Annotated in this window: 14 protein-coding genes; 13 read left to right on the top strand and 1 reads right to left on the bottom strand. The window is 66.7% G+C overall.

Features of this window, described 5'->3' with window-relative positions:
• Positions 1–2: 2 nt before the first annotated feature.
• Positions 3–650 (bottom strand): transcriptional repressor LexA, encoded by a 648-nt coding sequence (gene lexA / locus GQ57_RS15075; RefSeq protein WP_009689103.1) that lies wholly within the window; start codon positions 648–650, stop codon positions 3–5.
• A 264-nt stretch (positions 651–914) separates the two neighbouring features.
• Here lexA and GQ57_RS15080 point away from each other — a divergent pair, with 264 nt between their 5' ends.
• The 13 genes from GQ57_RS15080 to GQ57_RS15140 all read left to right on the top strand — a co-directional run bounded on the left by GQ57_RS15080 (position 915) and on the right by GQ57_RS15140 (position 17,226).
• A complete protein-coding gene (locus tag GQ57_RS15080; protein WP_031398628.1) occupies positions 915–1,952 on the top strand; it encodes a sulfate ABC transporter substrate-binding protein in 1,038 nt (345 codons plus the stop codon).
• A 123-nt stretch (positions 1,953–2,075) separates the two neighbouring features.
• Positions 2,076–2,969: a sulfate ABC transporter permease subunit CysT gene (cysT, locus tag GQ57_RS15085; protein ID WP_031398629.1), complete on the top strand. Its 894-nt coding sequence runs from the start codon at positions 2,076–2,078 to the stop codon at positions 2,967–2,969.
• Positions 2,966–3,910, top strand: a complete 945-nt coding sequence (gene cysW, locus GQ57_RS15090) for a sulfate ABC transporter permease subunit CysW (protein WP_034198251.1) — start codon at positions 2,966–2,968, stop codon at positions 3,908–3,910. Before cysT ends, cysW begins: the two co-directional genes overlap by 4 nt.
• Positions 3,911–3,923: 13 nt before the next feature.
• The gene (locus GQ57_RS15095) at positions 3,924–4,982 is read left to right on the top strand and encodes a sulfate/molybdate ABC transporter ATP-binding protein (RefSeq protein ID WP_031398631.1); all 1,059 of its coding nucleotides are present in this window, start codon (positions 3,924–3,926) and stop codon (positions 4,980–4,982) included.
• A gap of 75 nt (positions 4,983–5,057) precedes the next feature.
• Positions 5,058–5,984, top strand: coding sequence for a CysB family HTH-type transcriptional regulator (locus GQ57_RS15100; RefSeq protein ID WP_006484201.1), 927 nt, complete (start codon positions 5,058–5,060; stop codon positions 5,982–5,984).
• A gap of 375 nt (positions 5,985–6,359) precedes the next feature.
• Positions 6,360–6,746, top strand: a complete 387-nt coding sequence (locus GQ57_RS15105; protein WP_052001325.1) for a DUF805 domain-containing protein — start codon at positions 6,360–6,362, stop codon at positions 6,744–6,746.
• Positions 6,747–7,011: 265 nt separating this feature from the next.
• Positions 7,012–7,962 carry a sugar ABC transporter substrate-binding protein gene (locus GQ57_RS15110; protein ID WP_031398633.1) on the top strand — a complete coding sequence of 317 codons (951 nt, stop codon included), beginning with the start codon at positions 7,012–7,014 and terminating at the stop codon, positions 7,960–7,962.
• Between the two features lie 148 nt (positions 7,963–8,110).
• Positions 8,111–9,724, top strand: a complete 1,614-nt coding sequence (locus GQ57_RS15115) for a sugar ABC transporter ATP-binding protein (protein WP_034198252.1) — start codon at positions 8,111–8,113, stop codon at positions 9,722–9,724.
• Positions 9,721–10,740 carry an ABC transporter permease gene (locus GQ57_RS15120; RefSeq protein WP_031398635.1) on the top strand — a complete coding sequence of 340 codons (1,020 nt, stop codon included), beginning with the start codon at positions 9,721–9,723 and terminating at the stop codon, positions 10,738–10,740. Before GQ57_RS15115 ends, GQ57_RS15120 begins: the two co-directional genes overlap by 4 nt.
• 35 nt (positions 10,741–10,775) lie before the next feature.
• Positions 10,776–11,807 carry a LacI family DNA-binding transcriptional regulator gene (locus tag GQ57_RS15125; protein ID WP_031398636.1) on the top strand — a complete coding sequence of 344 codons (1,032 nt, stop codon included), beginning with the start codon at positions 10,776–10,778 and terminating at the stop codon, positions 11,805–11,807.
• On the top strand, positions 11,804–12,730 hold the full coding sequence (gene rbsK, locus GQ57_RS15130; RefSeq protein ID WP_034198253.1) for a ribokinase: 927 nt from the start codon (positions 11,804–11,806) through the stop codon (positions 12,728–12,730). Before GQ57_RS15125 ends, rbsK begins: the two co-directional genes overlap by 4 nt.
• A gap of 245 nt (positions 12,731–12,975) precedes the next feature.
• Complete coding sequence (locus GQ57_RS15135) at positions 12,976–14,751, top strand: methyl-accepting chemotaxis protein (protein WP_031398638.1); 1,776 nt, start codon at positions 12,976–12,978, stop codon at positions 14,749–14,751.
• 552 nt (positions 14,752–15,303) lie between these two features.
• Entirely contained in the window at positions 15,304–17,226 is a 1,923-nt protein-coding gene (locus tag GQ57_RS15140) for a PrkA family serine protein kinase (protein WP_031398639.1), read from the top strand.
• Positions 17,227–17,309 lie beyond the last annotated feature (83 nt).

The following is a 17,309-nucleotide window of genomic DNA, read 5'->3' on the forward strand; positions in this document are numbered from 1 at the left end:
TGTCAGAGTTCGCCCGAGCGAATCAGCCCGACGGCGATGCCTTCCAGCGCGAATTCCGCGCTGCCGGCCTTGACGAAGATGTTTTCGTAATCGGGGTTCTCCGCGATCAGCTCGAGACCGCCCGGCCGGCGCATCAGGCGCTTGACCGTGACGTCGTCGCCGAGACGCGCGACGATGATCTGGCCGTCCTTCGCTTCCGTGCGTTTCTGCACGGCGAGGAGGTCGCCGTCGAGAATGCCGGCATCGCGCATCGACAGGCCGCGCACCTTCAGCAGGTAGTCGGGCTTGCTGGAGAACAGCGCGGGATCGCACGCGTAATGCTGCGAGATGTGTTCCTGCGCGAGGATCGGGCTGCCGGCTGCGACGCGGCCGACGAGCGGCAGCGACAACTGCATCAGGCCGGCGTGCGGCAGCGTGAACTGGTGCGGGGCGTCGTCGATGCCGAGCAGGCGGATGCCGCGCGACGCGCCGGCGGCCAGCTCGATGACGCCCTTGCGCGCCAGTGCGCGCAGGTGCTCCTCGGCCGCATTCGGCGAACTGAAGCCCAGTTCGGCCGCGATCTCGGCGCGGGTGGGCGGGAATCCGGAGCGCTCGATCGCGCGGCGGATCAAGTCGAACACTTGCTGCTGACGGGCGGTGAGTTTGGTCATGGCTCAACTGTATGGATAGACAGTGAGCTGTATTTTTATACAGTACTCCGCGAATTTCAAGTGTTACGTGAGGTTCGACGCGATCGCGCCGGTTCCGCCGCGATTTCGCGACGTCCTGACGCCGGTTCATCTGCCGCAACCGTCCATCCCGTCTGCGTTAGCACTTTTGAGTATTAAAAAATAAGGAACGATTATTTTTAATCATGTAACCCGTTCGTTAGACTGGCCCGACATCGCAATACCGACAACACTGGAGAACCAAGGATGGCGAAGCGCAATACGGGGCTGGTGGGCGGAGTGGGCCGCCTGATCGCAACACTCGCGCTGGGCGCGGCGGCGGTGCTGGGCGTCGCGTCGCATGCGTGGGCCGATACGACTTTCCTGAACGTGTCGTACGACCCGACGCGCGAGCTGTATCAGGACTTCAACCAGGCGTTCGGCAAGGAGTGGAAGGCGAAGACGGGCGAGACCGTCAACTTCAAGCAGTCGCACGGCGGTTCGGGCGCGCAGGCGCGCTCGGTGCTCGACGGCCTGCAGGCCGACGTCGTCACGCTGGCGCTGGCCTACGACATCGATGCGCTCGCGAACAAGGGGCTCGTCAACAAGGACTGGCAGAAGCGCCTGCCGGACAACGCGTCGCCGTATACGTCGACGATCGTGTTTCTCGTGCGCAAGGGCAATCCGAAGGGGATCAAGGACTGGGAAGACCTGACCAAGCCGGGCATCTCGATCGTCACGCCGAACCCGAAGACGTCGGGCGGCGCGCGCTGGAACTACCTGGCCGCGTGGGCGTACGCGCAGCACAAGCCGGGCGGCAACGAGCAGACGGCCAAGGAATTCGTCACGAAGCTCTACAAGAATGCGGGCGTGCTCGATTCGGGCGCGCGGGGCGCGACGACGAGCTTCGTGCAGCGCGGGATCGGCGACGTGCTGATCGCGTGGGAAAACGAGGCGTTCCTGTCGGTCAAGGAATTCGGCACCGACAAGTTCGAGATCGTGGTGCCGTCGGTGAGCATCCTGGCCGAACCGCCCGTCGCGGTGGTCGACAAGGTGGTGGACAAGAAGGGCACGCGCAAGCTGGCCGAAGCGTACCTGAACTTCCTGTACAGCCCGCAGGGCCAGGAGATCGCGGCGCGCAACTACTATCGCCCGCGTTCGAAGAACGTGCCGGCGGAGCTCACGAAGCAGTTCCCGAAGCTGAAGCTGTACACGGTCGACGACACGTTCGGCGGCTGGACGAATGCGCAGAAGACGCATTTCGCGGACGGCGGCGTGTTCGATTCGATCTACAAGCCGCAGTAACGCCATAACGACAGCGGCGCGCCACGACAGCGCGCCGCATCCCCGACGGGCCGCCGGCGCAATTGCATTGCGCCGGCGTTTGCGTCGGACCCATGAGCTGCATCGACCCAGCAAGAGCATCCGATGACGACGTACACCTTTCGCAAGCCGAGCGCGCTGCCCGGTTTCGGCGTGACGCTAGGCATCACGGTGGCCTATTTGAGCCTCGTGGTGCTGATTCCGCTCGCCGCCACGTTCCTGAAGACCGCGACGCTGTCGTGGGACCAGTTCGTCACCGCCGTCACGTCGCCGCGCGTGCTCGCGTCCTACCGGCTGACGTTCTCGGCCGCGCTCGGCGGCGCATTGATCAACGCCGTGTTCGGCTTCCTCGTCGCATGGGTGCTGGTGCGCTACACGTTCCCGCTCAAGCGCATCGTCGACGCGATCGTCGATCTGCCGTTCGCGCTGCCCACCTCGGTCGCCGGCATTTCGCTCGCGGCCGTCTATGCGACCAACGGCTGGGTCGGCCAGTATCTCGCGCCGCTCGGCATCAAGATCGCGTTCACGCCCGCCGGCGTGCTGGTCGCGCTGACCTTCATCGGGCTGCCGTTCGTCGTGCGCACGGTGCAGCCGGTGCTGGAGGATTTCGAGCGCGAGCAGGAAGAGGCGGCCGCGTGCCTCGGCGCGTCGCGCTGGCTGACGTTCCGCCGCGTGGTGCTGCCGGCCGTGCTGCCGGCGCTCCTGACCGGTTTCGCGCTGGCGTTCGCGCGCGCGCTCGGCGAATACGGCTCGGTGATCTTCATCGCCGGCAACGTGCCGATGAAATCCGAGATTACGTCGCTGCTCATCATTACCAAGCTGGAGCAGTACGACTACGCGGGCGCGACCGCGCTCGCGGTCGTCATGCTCGTGGTGTCGTTCCTGATGCTGCTGCTGATCAACACGCTGCAGTGGTATCTGCAGCGCCGGACGAGCAAGGGCGCGAGCGGCCCCGCGCCCGCCGCCGTCACCGCCGTCGCAACAGGAGGCCAGCAATGAGCCAGGAGGCGAGCGCCGTGCTGAAAAACCCGTCGGCGGCCACGCGTGCCGCGAAACGGCTCGATCCCGTCAGCGAGTCGCGCGTCGTGCGCTGGCTGCTCACGGGCATCGCGCTGGCGTTCCTCGCGTTCTTCCTCGTCGTGCCGCTCGCCGCGGTGTTCGTCGAGGCGTTGCGCAAGGGCATCGGCTTCTATCTCGAATCGCTGGCCGATCCCGACGCGTGGTCGGCGATCAAGCTGACGCTCACCGTCGCGCTGATCGCCGTGCCGCTGAACCTCGTGTTCGGCGTATGCGCGTCGTGGGCGATCGCGAAGTTCGAATTCCGCGGCAAGGCGCTGCTGACGACGCTGATCGACCTGCCGTTCTCGGTGTCGCCGGTGATCTCGGGCCTCGTGTACGTGCTGATGTTCGGTGCGCAAGGGTGGCTCGGGCCGTGGCTGCAGGATCACGACGTGCAGATCATCTTCGCGGTGCCGGGCATCGTGCTCGCGACGATCTTCGTCACGTTCCCGTTCGTCGCGCGCGAGCTGATTCCGCTGATGCAGGCGCAGGGCACCGACGAGGAGGAGGCTGCACGCGTGCTCGGCGCGTCGGGCTGGCAGATCTTCCGCCGCGTGACGCTGCCGAACGTGAAGTGGGGCCTGCTGTACGGCGTGATCCTCTGCAACGCGCGCGCGATGGGCGAGTTCGGCGCGGTGTCGGTCGTGTCCGGCCATATCCGCGGCCAGACCGACACGATGCCGCTGCACGTCGAGATCCTGTACAACGAATACAACTTCGCGGCGGCGTTCGCGGTGGCGTCGGTGCTGGCGCTGCTGGCGCTCGTCACGCTCATGCTGAAGCTGATCGCCGAGCGTCACCTTGCCGCCGAACTGGCCGGCACGCGCGACGCCGCTCCCGCACACGCCGGCCCCGTCGCCGCCGTTTCGTCGAAATCGTAAAGAGGCAACCAGAATGGGTATCACCGTCCGTCACCTTCAGAAGCGCTTCGGCGATTTCACGGCGCTCGACAACGTATCGCTCGACTTCCCGCCCGGCGAACTGGTTGCGCTGCTCGGGCCGTCGGGCTGCGGCAAGACCACGCTGCTGCGCGTGATCGCGGGCCTTGAGCACGCGGACGCCGGCCAGGTCGTGCTGCAGGGGCTCGACGTCGCGTCGGTCGGCGCGCGCGACCGTCAGGTCGGCTTCGTGTTCCAGCACTATGCGCTGTTCCGTCACATGACGGTATTCGAGAACGTCGCGTTCGGGCTGCGCGTGAAGCCGCGCCGCGAGCGGCCGTCGGAGGCCGCGATTCGCGACAAGGTGCACGAGCTGCTGAAGCTGGTGCAGCTCGACTGGCTCGCGCAGCGCTATCCGTCCGAGCTGTCGGGCGGCCAGCGCCAGCGTATCGCGCTGGCCCGGGCGCTCGCGGTCGAGCCGAAGGTGCTGCTGCTCGACGAGCCGTTCGGCGCGCTCGATGCGAAGGTCCGCAAGGAACTGCGCGGGTGGCTGCGTCGCCTGCACGACGACCTGCATATCTCGACGATCTTCGTCACGCACGATCAGGAAGAGGCGCTGGAAGTCGCCGATCGCATCGTCGTGCTGAACCGCGGCCACGTCGAGCAGGTCGGCAGCCCGCAGGACGTCTATGATCATCCTCAGAGTGCGTTCGTGTACGAGTTCCTCGGCGCGGCCAACCGGTTGCCGGGCACGGTCGCCGGGCGCGGTTTCGTCGCCGAGGGCGCGGCCGCACCGATCGAGGTCGACGCCGATTTTGCCGGGCCGGCGAACGCGTACGTGCGGCCGCACGACCTGCAGCTCTGGCCGGCGGGCGAAGACCACCGCGACGGCATCGCGGTGGACGTGCGTCGCGTGATTCCGCTCGGCGGGTCGGTGCGCGTGGAACTGGAGGCGAGGGCCGGCGGCGCGCTCGAGGCGGAACTCGATCGCGATGCATGGCGGGCGCTGTCGCTGCAGGTCGGCGACGGTGCGACGGCCGTGCCGCGCGCGGTGCGCGTGTTTCCCGCGCGTTGACGCCGGCATGCGGGGCAGGGGGCGGAACGCGCTCCGTTTCGACAATCAAACAACGACAGCCTAAGAGGCATACCCATGAATTTTCAGCAATTGCGGTTCGTGCGCGAAGCAGTGCGCCAGAACATGAACCTGACGGAAGTCGCGAACGTGCTGTACACGTCGCAGTCCGGCGTGTCGAAGCAGATCAAGGATCTCGAGGATGAGCTGGGCGTCGACATCTTCATCCGGCGCGGCAAGCGGCTGACGGGGCTCACGGAGCCCGGCAAGGCCGTGCACCAGCTGATCGAACGGATGCTGCTCGACGCCGAGAACCTGCGCCGCGTCGCGCGCCAGTTCGCCGACCAGGACAGCGGCCACCTCGTCGTCGCGACGACCCACACGCAGGCGCGCTACGCCTTGCCGAAGGTGATCCGGCAGTTCACCGACGTGTTCCCGAAGGTGCATCTGGCGCTGCGCCAGGGCAGCCCGCAGCAGATCGCGCAGATGATCCTGAACGGCGAGGCCGATCTCGGCATCTCGACCGAGGCGCTCGACCGCTATCCGGACATCGTCACGTTCCCGTGCTATTCGTGGCACCACACGGTCGTCGTGCCGAAGGGCCATCCGCTCGTCGGCCGCGAGAACCTGACGCTCGAGGAAATCGCCGAGTATCCGATCATCACGTACGACCAGGATTTCACGGGCCGTTCGCACATCGACCAGGCGTTCACGCAGGCAGGCGCCGTGCCCGACGTCGTGCTGACCGCGATCGATGCGGACGTGATCAAGACCTACGTCGAACTCGGGATGGGGATCGGCGTCGTCGCGGCGATGGCGTACGATCCGCAGCGCGACACGGGGCTCGTCGCGCTCGACACGCAGCACCTGTTCGAAGCGAGCACGACGCGGGTCGGGCTGCGCAAGGGCGCGTTCCTGCGTGCGTACGCGTACCGGCTGATCGAGATGTTCGCGCCGCACCTGAACGAAGCGGAAATCGCAGGGCTGTTGCGCGAAGCCGTCTGACGGCAGCACCCTCCGTGCCGTCGGCGCGGAGGGCGCGCATCTCCAGTCCACCCGCCGGGCGGCCTTCCGCGGTCGTCCGGTTCGTCGAACCATCGACCGCATTGCGGTTGCCAACCCGGATCGTCGCGCCAGGCGGCGATCGATACGCGTACCGCTGCCATCAAAAGAACAAGACAGCAGGTTCGAACGCGCCGTTCCGGTTTCCCCCATCGCCCTGTCCCGCGGGTCGTTTGTCCGCGGATATGATTCAATGCGCGTGAATGTCGGCCAGCCCGCATTCATCGGGCAACGCGCGCTGCGTGTCCGCACCGGCACACCCGACAGCCGGTCGCGCAGCGTGCAGCACGCAACACGCGTGACGATGAGGTGAACGCAATGAATCTGAAATGGTTTCTCTTTTCCTTCAAAGGCCGGGTCGGGCGCCTGCCGTGGTGGATCTACGCGCTGGCTTCCACGGTGCTCGGCGCGCTTTTCGATGCGGGCTCCAGCGGTGCGCCGAATGACAATCTGCCGCTGCCGGCGATATTGCTCCTGTTCGTCATCGCGGTCGTCGCGGTGTGGTCGTCGATTGCGGTCGGTGTGAAACGGCTGCACGACATCGACAAGTCGGGATGGTGGATGCTGCTGCTGTTCGTGCCGATCGTCGGCGTGCTCGCGTTGTTCGTGATGAACGGCTTCATCGCCGGCACGCCTCATGCGAACCGCTTCGGCGACGCGCCGTCGGCCGATGCGGACGAGCCGGCGCAGCAGGGCCCGGTGTGATACGCACTCAGAAAAACCCTTAAATATTGATCAGACAGGTTGCGCGCCGAAGCGAATCGGTACAGCATAGCCGTCACGCCGCCGGCGGCCCGCCGGCGGCGGCGCGTTGACGACAGCACGCGCCAGGCAGTCGGCCGTCTGCCTCGCTTCCATTCCGTGGTACCGACAGCAGCATCGATGGCCATTGCCCGGGTAGTGTGGCGCAAACGTTTGCTCACATTAAAACAACATCCGGCCCACTCGGGCCAGTCGCCAGGAGATGTGTATGAATGTCCTCTTTCGCCGTCGCTTCCTGACCGCCGCGCTTGCCGCCGTCGCGGTTGCCGCCACCCCGGCCGTCCACGCACAATCCACGGCCAAGCCGAAGGTCGCGCTCGTGATGAAGTCGCTCGCCAACGAGTTCTTCCTGACGATGGAAACCGGCGCGAAGGAATACCAGAAACACAACGCGAACCAGTTCGACCTGATCACCAACGGCATCAAGGACGAGACCGACACCGCGAACCAGATCCGCATCGTCGAGCAGATGATCGTGTCGAAGGTCGACGCGATCGTGCTGGCGCCGGCCGATTCGAAGGCACTCGTGCCGGTCGTGAAGAAGGCGGTCGATGCGGGCATCATCGTCGTGAACATCGACAACCGGCTCGATCCCGACGTGCTGAAGTCGAAGAACCTGAACGTGCCGTTCGTCGGCCCGGACAACCGCAAGGGCGCGCGCAAGATCGGCGACTATCTCGCGAAGCGGCTGAAGGCGGGCGACCAGGTCGGCATCGTCGAGGGCGTATCCACGACGACCAACGCGCAGCAGCGCACGGCCGGCTTCCAGGACGCGATGAAGGCGGGCGGGATGAAGGTCGTGTCGGTGCAGTCGGGCGAATGGGAAATCGACAAGGGCAATGCGGTCGCCGCTGCAATGCTCAACGAATACCCGAACCTGAAGGCGCTGCTGTGCGGCAACGACAACATGGCGATCGGCGCCGTGTCGGCGGTGCGCGCGGCCGGCAAGCAGGGCAAGGTGCTCGTGGTCGGCTACGACAACATCAACGCGATCAAGCCGATGCTGAAGGACGGCCGCGTGCTCGCGACCGCCGACCAGTACGCGGCGAAGCAGGCCGTGTTCGGCATCGATACGGCGCTCAAGGCGATCGCCGAGCATCGCAAGCAGGCCGACATGTCGGGCGTGGTCGAGACGCCGGTGGATCTCGTCACGAAGTGACGCGGCCCGGGTGCGGCCGCCGCCATCCTCAAGAATCCGGCACGGCGGCCGTTATCCGGGGTGAGCGCGATCACGGCCACTGCATGCACATGCACTTGTGAGCGTCACACCCGCGCGCCGCGTGCGCGCGGCCGCAACCAGGATCGCGATGGACCCGACCTTCCAACCCTCCCGTGCAGCCGTTCCCGTGCTGTCCGTATCCGGCATCGGCAAGACCTACGCCGAACCCGTGCTCGCCGACGTCACGCTGGCGCTCGAGCCGGGCCACGCGCTGGCGCTGACGGGCGAGAACGGCGCCGGCAAGAGCACGCTGTCGAAGATCATCGGCGGGCTCGTCGAGCCGACCGCCGGCACGATGCAGCTCGGCGGCCAGCCGTATGCGCCGGCGAGCCGCGCGCAGGCCGAGGCGCTCGGCGTGCGCATGGTGATGCAGGAACTGAACCTGCTGCCGACGCTGACCGTCGCCGAGAACCTGTTCCTGAACCGCCTGCCGCGGCGCTTCGGGATCATCGACCGCGCGCGGTTGCGCGACGACGCACGCGCCGCGATGGCGCAGGTCGGGCTCGACGCGATCGATCCCGATACGCCGGTCGGCGCGCTGGGCATCGGTCATCAACAGATGGTCGAAATCGCGCGCAACCTGATCGGCGACTGCCGCGTGCTGATTCTCGACGAGCCGACCGCGATGCTGAGCGCGCGCGAAGTCGAGCTGCTGTTCGAGCAGATCGACCGGCTGAAGGCGCGCGGTGTCGCGATCGTGTATATCTCGCACCGGCTCGAGGAACTGGCGCGCGTCGCCGAGCGTGTCGCTGTGTTGCGCGACGGCCGGCTCGTGCATGCGGGCGACATGGCGGCGACGACGTCCGACGGGCTCGTCACGCTGATGGTCGGGCGCGAGCTCGGCGAGCACATCGATCTCGGCGAGCGCCGGATCGGCGCGCCGCGGCTCGTCGTGTCGGGCCTCGCACGCGGGACGGCGGTGCGCGACATCTCGCTCGAAGTACGCGCGGGCGAGATCTTCGGCATCTCGGGGCTGATCGGCGCGGGGCGCACCGAGCTGCTCCGGTTGATTTACGGCGCCGATTCGCCGGACGCCGGGACGATCGCGGTCGGCCAGCCGCCGCAGCCGGTCAGGATCGGTTCGCCCGTCGATGCGGTGAGGCAGGGCATCGCGCTGATCACCGAGGACCGCAAGGGCGAAGGGCTGCTGCTGTCGCAGTCGATCTCTGCGAACGTGTCGCTCGGTCAGCTCGACCGGCTCGCGCGCGGCGGCATCGTCGACACCGCGCGCGAAACCGCGCTCGCCGAGCAGCAGATCGACGCGCTGCGGATCCGCACGCACGGCGCGACGCAAACGGTCGGCGAACTGTCGGGCGGCAACCAGCAGAAGGTCGTGATCGGCCGCTGGCTCGCGCGCGACATGGGCGTGCTGCTGTTCGACGAGCCGACCCGCGGGATCGATGTCGGCGCGAAGTTCGAGATCTACACGCTGATGGGTGCGCTCGCGCGCGAGGGCCGCGCGCTCGTCGTCGTGTCGAGCGACCTGCGCGAGCTGATGTTGATCTGCGACCGGATCGGCGTGATGTCGGCCGGCCGCATGACCGCCGTGTTCGAGCGCGGCAACTGGACCCAGGATGCGCTGCTGGCCGCGGCGTTCGCCGGCTTCGGCCGCGAGACGCCGCCGGACGGCACGCGGCATCCGGACGCGGGGCAGGCGCCGGGCGCCGCTCCAGGCACTTCGACGACAGGACGACAGCAATGACCCAGCCTCCCGTATCCCCGGCCGACGCAGACGCGCGGCAGACCGCGACCGGGCGCGGCGCACGCATGCTGTCCGGCACGCGGCTCGGCCTGTCGAACTATCTCGGGCTCGCCGGCGCACTGGCCGCGATGATCGTGCTGTTCTCGGTGCTGAGCTCGCATTTCCTGACCTACGATACGTTCAGCACGATCGCGAACCAGATTCCCGATCTGGTCGTGATGGCGGTCGGGATGACCTTCGTGCTGATCATCGCCGGGATCGACCTGTCGGTCGGCTCGGTGCTTGCGCTCGCCGCGTCGATGGTGAGCGTCGCCGCGCTGAAATGGCAATGGGGGCCGCTGCCGGCCGCGCTGATCGGCATCGCGGTCGGAACCGCGACGGGTGCACTGACGGGCGCGGTCACGGTCGGCTGGCGGATTCCGTCGTTCATCGTGTCGCTCGGCGTGCTGGAGGCCGCGCGCGGCCTTGCGTACCAGCTGACGAATTCGCGCACGGCCTATATCGGCGACGCGTTCGATTTCCTGTCGAACCCGATCGCGCTGGGCATCTCGCCGGCGTTCCTGATCGCGGTTGCGGTGATGCTCGCGGCCCAGTTCGTGCTGACGCGCACCGTATTCGGACGCTACCTGGTCGGGATCGGCACGAACGAGGAAGCGGTGCGACTTGCAGGGGTTAACCCGAGGCCGTATAAAATTCTCGTATTCGCATTGATGGGCGCGCTCGCGGGGCTTGCGTCGCTGTTCCAGATTTCGCGGCTCGAGGCGGCCGACCCGAATGCGGGCGTGGGCCTCGAACTGCAGGTGATCGCCGCCGTCGTGATCGGCGGCACGAGCCTGATGGGCGGGCGCGGCTCGGTGATCAGCACGTTTTTCGGCGTGTTGATCATCTCCGTGCTGGCCGCGGGGCTGGCGCAGATCGGCGCGAACGAGCCGACGAAACGGATCATCACTGGTGCAGTGATCGTGGTGGCGGTCGTGCTCGATACATATCGCAGCCGGCGCACGCGCGTGCGGTAGAAAGTCAGACAGAACAGACCAGAGAGAAACGGGAAATGGCGACGATCAAGGATGTGGCGGCCATGGCGGGCGTGTCGTTTACGACCGTCTCGCACGTGGTGAACAATTCGCGGCCGGTGTCCGCGGATGTGCGTGCGAAGGTCGAAGGCGCGATCCGCGAGCTGAATTACGTGCCGTCGGCCGTGGCGCGCTCGCTGAAGGCGCGCGCGACGGCGACCATCGGCCTCGTCGTGCCGAACAGCACGAATCCGTACTTCGCGGAGCTTGCGCGCGGCATCGAGGATCAGTGCGCGGCCAACGGCTATTGCGTGTTCTTCTGCAACTCGGACGACGATCCCGTGAAGCAGCGCAACTACCTGCGCGTGCTGCAGGAAAAGCGGATCGACGGGCTGATCGTCGCGTCGGCCGGCGAGGACGCGGTGCTGGCGGAGACGCTCGCGGACGCCCATGCGCCGCTCGTCGTCGTCGATCGCAACATCGAGGGGCTCGCCGCCGACCTCGTGCAGATCGACCACGAGCGCGGCGCGTACCTGGCGACGCGCCATCTGCTCGAACTGGGACACGCGAAGATCGGCTGCATCACGGGGCCGACCGACACGGCCGTCAGCGCGATGCGCGTGCACGGCTTCATCCGCGCGATGGCCGAGCGCGGGATCGACATCGTGCCGGGCGCGATCGCGGAGAGCGATTTCTCGTGCCTCGGCGGTTATCACGCGGCGTCGCGGCTGTTCGAATCGGTGCGGCCGAGCGCGATCTTCGCGGGCAACGACCTGATGGGCGTCGGCGCGCTGCGCGCGGCGGCCGAGCGCGGCATGCGCGTGCCCGACGACTGCTCGATCATCGGTTTCGACGACATCGAGTTTTCCCGCTACACGTATCCGGCGCTGTCGACGGTCGGCCAGTCGGTGCGCGCGCTCGGCGAAATGGCCGCGCAGACGCTGATCGAGCGGATCGGCGGCGGATCGACGGCCGCGCCGAGCCGCCGTCGCGTCGTGTCGCCACGCCTCGTGCTGCGCGAATCGACGGCAATCTACCGCGAACCGCCGGCCCCGGGCGGGCGCGCATGACGGCGCCCGCGACAGGCGCCGGCCGCGTGACGGTGGTCGGCAGTCTCAACATGGATCTCGTCGTTCGCGCACCGCGGCTGCCGCTGCCGGGCGAAACGCTCGCCGGGCATGCGTTCGCCCAGGCTGCGGGCGGCAAGGGCGGCAACCAGGCCGTCGCCGCCGCGCGGCTCGGCGCGCAGGTCGCGATGATCGGCTGCGTCGGCGCGGATGCGCACGGCGCCGCGCTGCGTGCGGGCCTCGAAGCCGAGGGTATCGACTGCACGGGGCTCGCGACGAGCCCGTCGGCATCGACCGGCGTTGCGCTGATCGTCGTCGACGATGCGAGCCAGAACGCGATCGTGATCGTTGCGGGCGGCAACGGCGAGGTGACGGCCGACACGGTTGCGCGGCACGAAGCCGCGCTGGCGTCGGCCGACGTACTGATCTGCCAGCTCGAGACGCCGCCGGACGCGGTGTTCGCGGCGCTGTCGGCCGGCCGTCGGCTCGGCCGTACCGTGGTGCTCAATCCGGCGCCGGCCGTCGCGCCGCTGCCGGACGGCTGGCTGCCGCTCGTCGATTACCTGATCCCGAACGAGGTCGAGGCGGCCGCGCTGACCGCGCTGCCGGTGCGCGATCCGGCGGAGGCGGAGATCGCGGCGCGGGCGCTGCAGGCGGGCGGCGCGCGCAACGTGCTGGTCACGCTCGGCGCGCGCGGCGTGCTGGCGCTGACGGCCGACGGCGCCGCACGGCACTATCCGGCCCCGGCCGTACAGGCCGTCGATACGACGGCGGCGGGCGATACCTTCATCGGCGCCTTTTCCGCACGGCTCGCGGCCGGCGCGGACATCGACACGGCCATCCGCTTCGCGCAACGCGCGGCGGCGCTGTCGGTCACGCGAGCGGGCGCGCAGCCGTCGATTCCGACACTGGCCGAGCTGGCCTGACAGGGCCTGATCACATGGCGCGACCGGCCCGTCGCCGCAGACGGCCGGCGTGCCGTCGTGTCGCGTTCGCCGTTCATGAAAGCGCGAATTTTTGTTCAGACAATTGTAATAAACAGACGAATAATTCTTAAAAAGCGCGTAAACACCATCAAGTTGTGCAGTGTGCTGTCGTAAATGCACCGAGCGGAGCAATTCTTCGACGCGACGGGCCTGTCCCGTTATCACGACGCAACACAGGAAGGATGATGGTGTTCAAAAACCTGACGATTCGTGCGCGCATCGGTTTCACGATGGCGTTTCTGGCGGTACTCCTGGGCGTGATCGGTGCGCTCGGCGTGTACGGAATGACACGCGCCAACGACGCGACGCGCGATATCTTCACGAACCAGATGCCCAGCGCGGTCGACGTCTCGGTGGCCGAGGTCTACGCCGCCCGCGAGCGCCTGGCGCTCGACCGCGCAGCGCTGCTGGCCGGCACGCCCGATGCGGCCGAGGCCATCGAGCGAAGCCGCGCGATGCGCGCGCAGTCCGATACCTGGTGGCAGAAGTACCTTGCGTTGCCGCGCGGCCCGGAAGAGGACCGGCTTGCGCAGGATGTTGCCGCGAAGCGTCAGGCGTTGCAGCACGAGTGCGACGCGTTTGCGAGCGTGGTCGGGGCGAACCAGCACGACCAGATCGGCGACGGCGCGAAGCAGCTCCAGGTGCGCTACAACGACCTCGCGACCGCGAGCGAGGCGCTGCGCAACTTCCAGTTCACCGATGCGCAAACCCGCTTCGATCGCGCGGAATCGGTATACGACCTGTTGCGGGTGCTGTCGATCGTCGCGCTGGTGGCGGGCTTCGGCGCCGCGCTGGCGTCGTGGCTGACGCTGAGCCGCGCGATCGACCGTCCGATCACCGACGTGCTCACGCATTTCGACGCGATCGCCGCCGGCGACCTGCGCCGGCCGATCGTCGTCGAGCGGCACGACGAGATGGGCCAGCTTCTCGAGGGGCTCGCGAAGATGCAGCGCGGGCTCGTCGACACGGTGCGTACCGTACGCGGCGGCAGCGAATCGATCGCGACCGCGGCGCGCCAGATCGCGGCCGGCAACATCGACCTGTCGTCGCGCACCGAGGAGCAGGCCGCGGCGTTGCAGGAAACCGCGTCGAGCATGGAACAGCTGACCGGCACCGTGAAGCAGAACGCGGACAATGCGCGCCAGGCGAGTGCGCTGGCCGCGAATGCGTCGGAGATTGCGAACAAGGGCAATACGGTGGTCGGCCAGGTGGTCGGCACGATGGGTGAGATCAACGACAGCTCGGCGAAGATCGCGGACATCATTGCGATCATCGAGGGAATCGCGTTCCAGACCAACATTCTTGCGCTGAATGCGGCCGTCGAAGCCGCGCGCGCCGGCGAGGAAGGTCGCGGTTTCGCGGTCGTCGCGGGCGAGGTGCGCAGCCTGGCGCAGCGTTCGTCGACCGCCGCCAAGGAGATCAAGGTGTTGATCGATGCGTCGGTCGAGCGCATCCGCTCGGGGTCGACGCTGGTCGACGAAGCCGGACGCACGATGAGCGACGTGATCGGCGCCGTGCAGCGCGTGACGGACATCATGGGCGAGATCGCGGCGGCGTCCGAGGAGCAGAGCGGCGGGATCGACCAGGTGGCGCGCGCGGTGGCGCAGATGGACGAGGTCACGCAGCAGAATGCGGCGCTCGTCGAGGAAGCCGCGGCCGCCGCGCAGTCGCTCGACGAACAGGCCGGACGCCTGCGCGAAACGGCCGCGGTGTTCCAGCTCGTCGACGAGGCGGCGCGCCCGGGCGCCGCGGCACCGGTCCCGGCGCGTCACGTGGCGCGTGCGCCTGCCGCGCCCGTTGCGCCGGTTGCGGCGCCCGCTCAGGCGGCAGCGCGCGAGGATCGCGATGCGGCGCCGAAACGCGTGGCCGCGGCGACGCCGGCACGCAAGCCGGTCGCTGCGCCCGCAGCGCCCGCGCAGGCTGCGGCGACGGCCGGCGCCGACGACTGGGAAACCTTCTGATTCGCGCGCGCCGCGCATCTATCCCCATTTGGTGACGAACGACGCCCGCGACATGCGGGCGTTGTTGTTTTCGCGACAGAAAAATGTGAAGGCGCGATGCGCATGATTGACGATCGCGCATCGTCGCGTGCATCGCGCGACAGGTCTCGACAGAGATGTGCACAGGTGCGCCCGATGTTTTCGCAACCGTGATACGGGTATCTCCGTAAGGGGTGTGCGAAAAAAAATTGTAACGGCGTGCGCAACGTGTCGTCGCAAACGGTCGCTCGAACGTATAGGGAAGAAGGGGAGAAGCGACGACGTCGGATGTGTCCAACGCACAAGACGTTCCGGTGTTCGACGAGACGCGGCGGATGCAGTTTCTGCGGCTCGGGAGATCGATTGTAAAGCGACGAAATGCGTTGTCCAAGCGGTGTTGTCGAGAATGACGAACTTCATACGAAGAGTTCGTGAAAAAAAATAAGAAAGGGTTTAGGATGAATTCGAACGCGCTTGCTTCTGCGCAGTCGTACGAAGGCAGGCACGTCTTCAGACTCAGGCGAGGGAGGTAGCATGGATATTTACAGCAGCTTCGCGAACCGCTTCGAAAAGACGCGAGAGGAAGAGCTCTCGCTGGAGGAGTACCTCGCGCTCTGCAAGAACGATCCATCCGCGTACGCGACGGCTGGTGAACGCATGCTGGAAGCAATCGGGGAACCTGAACACATCGATACCCGCAACGAGCCGCGCCTGTCGCGGATCTTTGCGAACAAGGTCATCAAGGTCTATCCCGCATTCCGTGAGTTCTACGGAATGGAGGAAGTGATCGAGCAGGTGGTCGCGTATTTCCGTCACGCCGCGCAAGGGCTCGAAGAGAAGAAGCAGATCCTGTATCTGCTTGGCCCGGTGGGCGGCGGCAAGTCGTCGATCGCCGAGCGTCTGAAGCAACTGATGGAGCGCGTGCCGTTCTATTCGCTGAAGGGCTCGCCCGTCAACGAATCGCCGCTCGGGCTGTTCGACTACGACGAAGACGGCCCGATCCTCGAGGAACAGTACGGCATTCCGCGCCGCTACCTGAAGAGCATCCTGAGTCCGTGGGCCGTCAAGCGCCTGCATGAATACAACGGCGACATCCGCCAGTTCCGCGTGGTGCGCCGCTATCCGTCGATCCTGCGGCAGGTCGGCATCGCGAAGACCGAGCCAGGCGACGAAAACAACCAGGACATCTCGTCGCTGGTCGGCAAGGTCGACATCCGCAAGCTCGAACAGTACGCGCAGGATGACGCCGACGCCTACAGCTACTCGGGCGGCCTGTGCCTCGCGAACCAGGGCCTGCTCGAGTTCGTCGAAATGTTCAAGGCGCCGATCAAGGTGCTGCACCCGCTGCTCACCGCCACGCAGGAAGGCAACTTCAAGGGCACCGAGGGCTTCGGCGCGATTCCGTTCGACGGGATCATCCTCGCGCACTCGAACGAGTCGGAATGGAAGGCGTTCCGCAACAACCGCAACAACGAGGCACTGCTCGACCGGATCTTCGTCGTGAAGGTGCCGTACTGCCTGCGCGTGTCGGAAGAGACCAAGATCTACGAGAAGCTGATCCGCAACTCGTCGCTGGCCGAGGCCGTGTGCGCGCCGGGCACGCTGAAGATGATGTCGCAGTTCTCGGTGCTGTCGCGCCTGCACGAGCCGGAGAATTCGAGCCTGTTCTCGAAGATGCAGGTGTACGACGGCGAAAACCTGAAGGACACCGATCCGAAGGCGAAGTCGTATCAGGAATACCGCGACTACGCGGGTGTGGACGAAGGGATGACGGGTGTGTCGACCCGCTTCGCGTTCAAGATCCTGTCGCGCGTGTTCAACTTCGATTCGAGCGAGGTCGCGGCCAACCCCGTGCACCTGATGTACGTGCTCGAACAGCAGATCGAACGCGAGCAGTTCCCGCCGGAAACCGAACAGAAGTACCTGTCCTTCGTGAAGGACGTGCTGGCCGGGCGCTACGCGGAGTTCATCGGCAAGGAGATCCAGACGGCGTACCTCGAGTCGTATTCGGAGTATGGCCAGAACATCTTCGACCGCTACGTCACATATGCCGACTTCTGGATCCAGGACCAGGAATTCCGCGATCACGACACCGGCGAGAGCTTCGACCGCGCCGCGCTGAACGCGGAGCTGGAGAAGATCGAGAAGCCGGCGGGAATCAGCAATCCGAAGGATTACCGCAACGAGATCGTGAACTTCGTGTTGCGCGCACGGGCGGCGAATGCCGGCAAGAACCCCGTGTGGACGAGCTACGAGAAGTTGCGCGTCGTGATCGAGAAGAAGATGTTCTCGAACACCGAGGAACTGCTGCCGGTGATTTCGTTCAACGCAAAGGGTTCGGCGGAGGAGCAGCGCAAGCATGAGGACTTTGTGAACCGGATGGTCGCGAAGGGCTATACGCCGAAGCAGGTGAGGCTGCTTTGCGACTGGTACCTGCGCGTGCGCAAGTCCTCATGACGCGCGCGGTACCGCGCCCGTACGGCGGTGCCGTGCGGGCGTCTTCAGAGACGCCGCCCGCATGACGGCAGACGGCATGTGCG

The organism is Burkholderia sp. MSh2 (assembly GCF_000731655.1).
Classification (GTDB): Bacteria; Pseudomonadota; Gammaproteobacteria; order Burkholderiales; family Burkholderiaceae; genus Burkholderia; species Burkholderia paludis.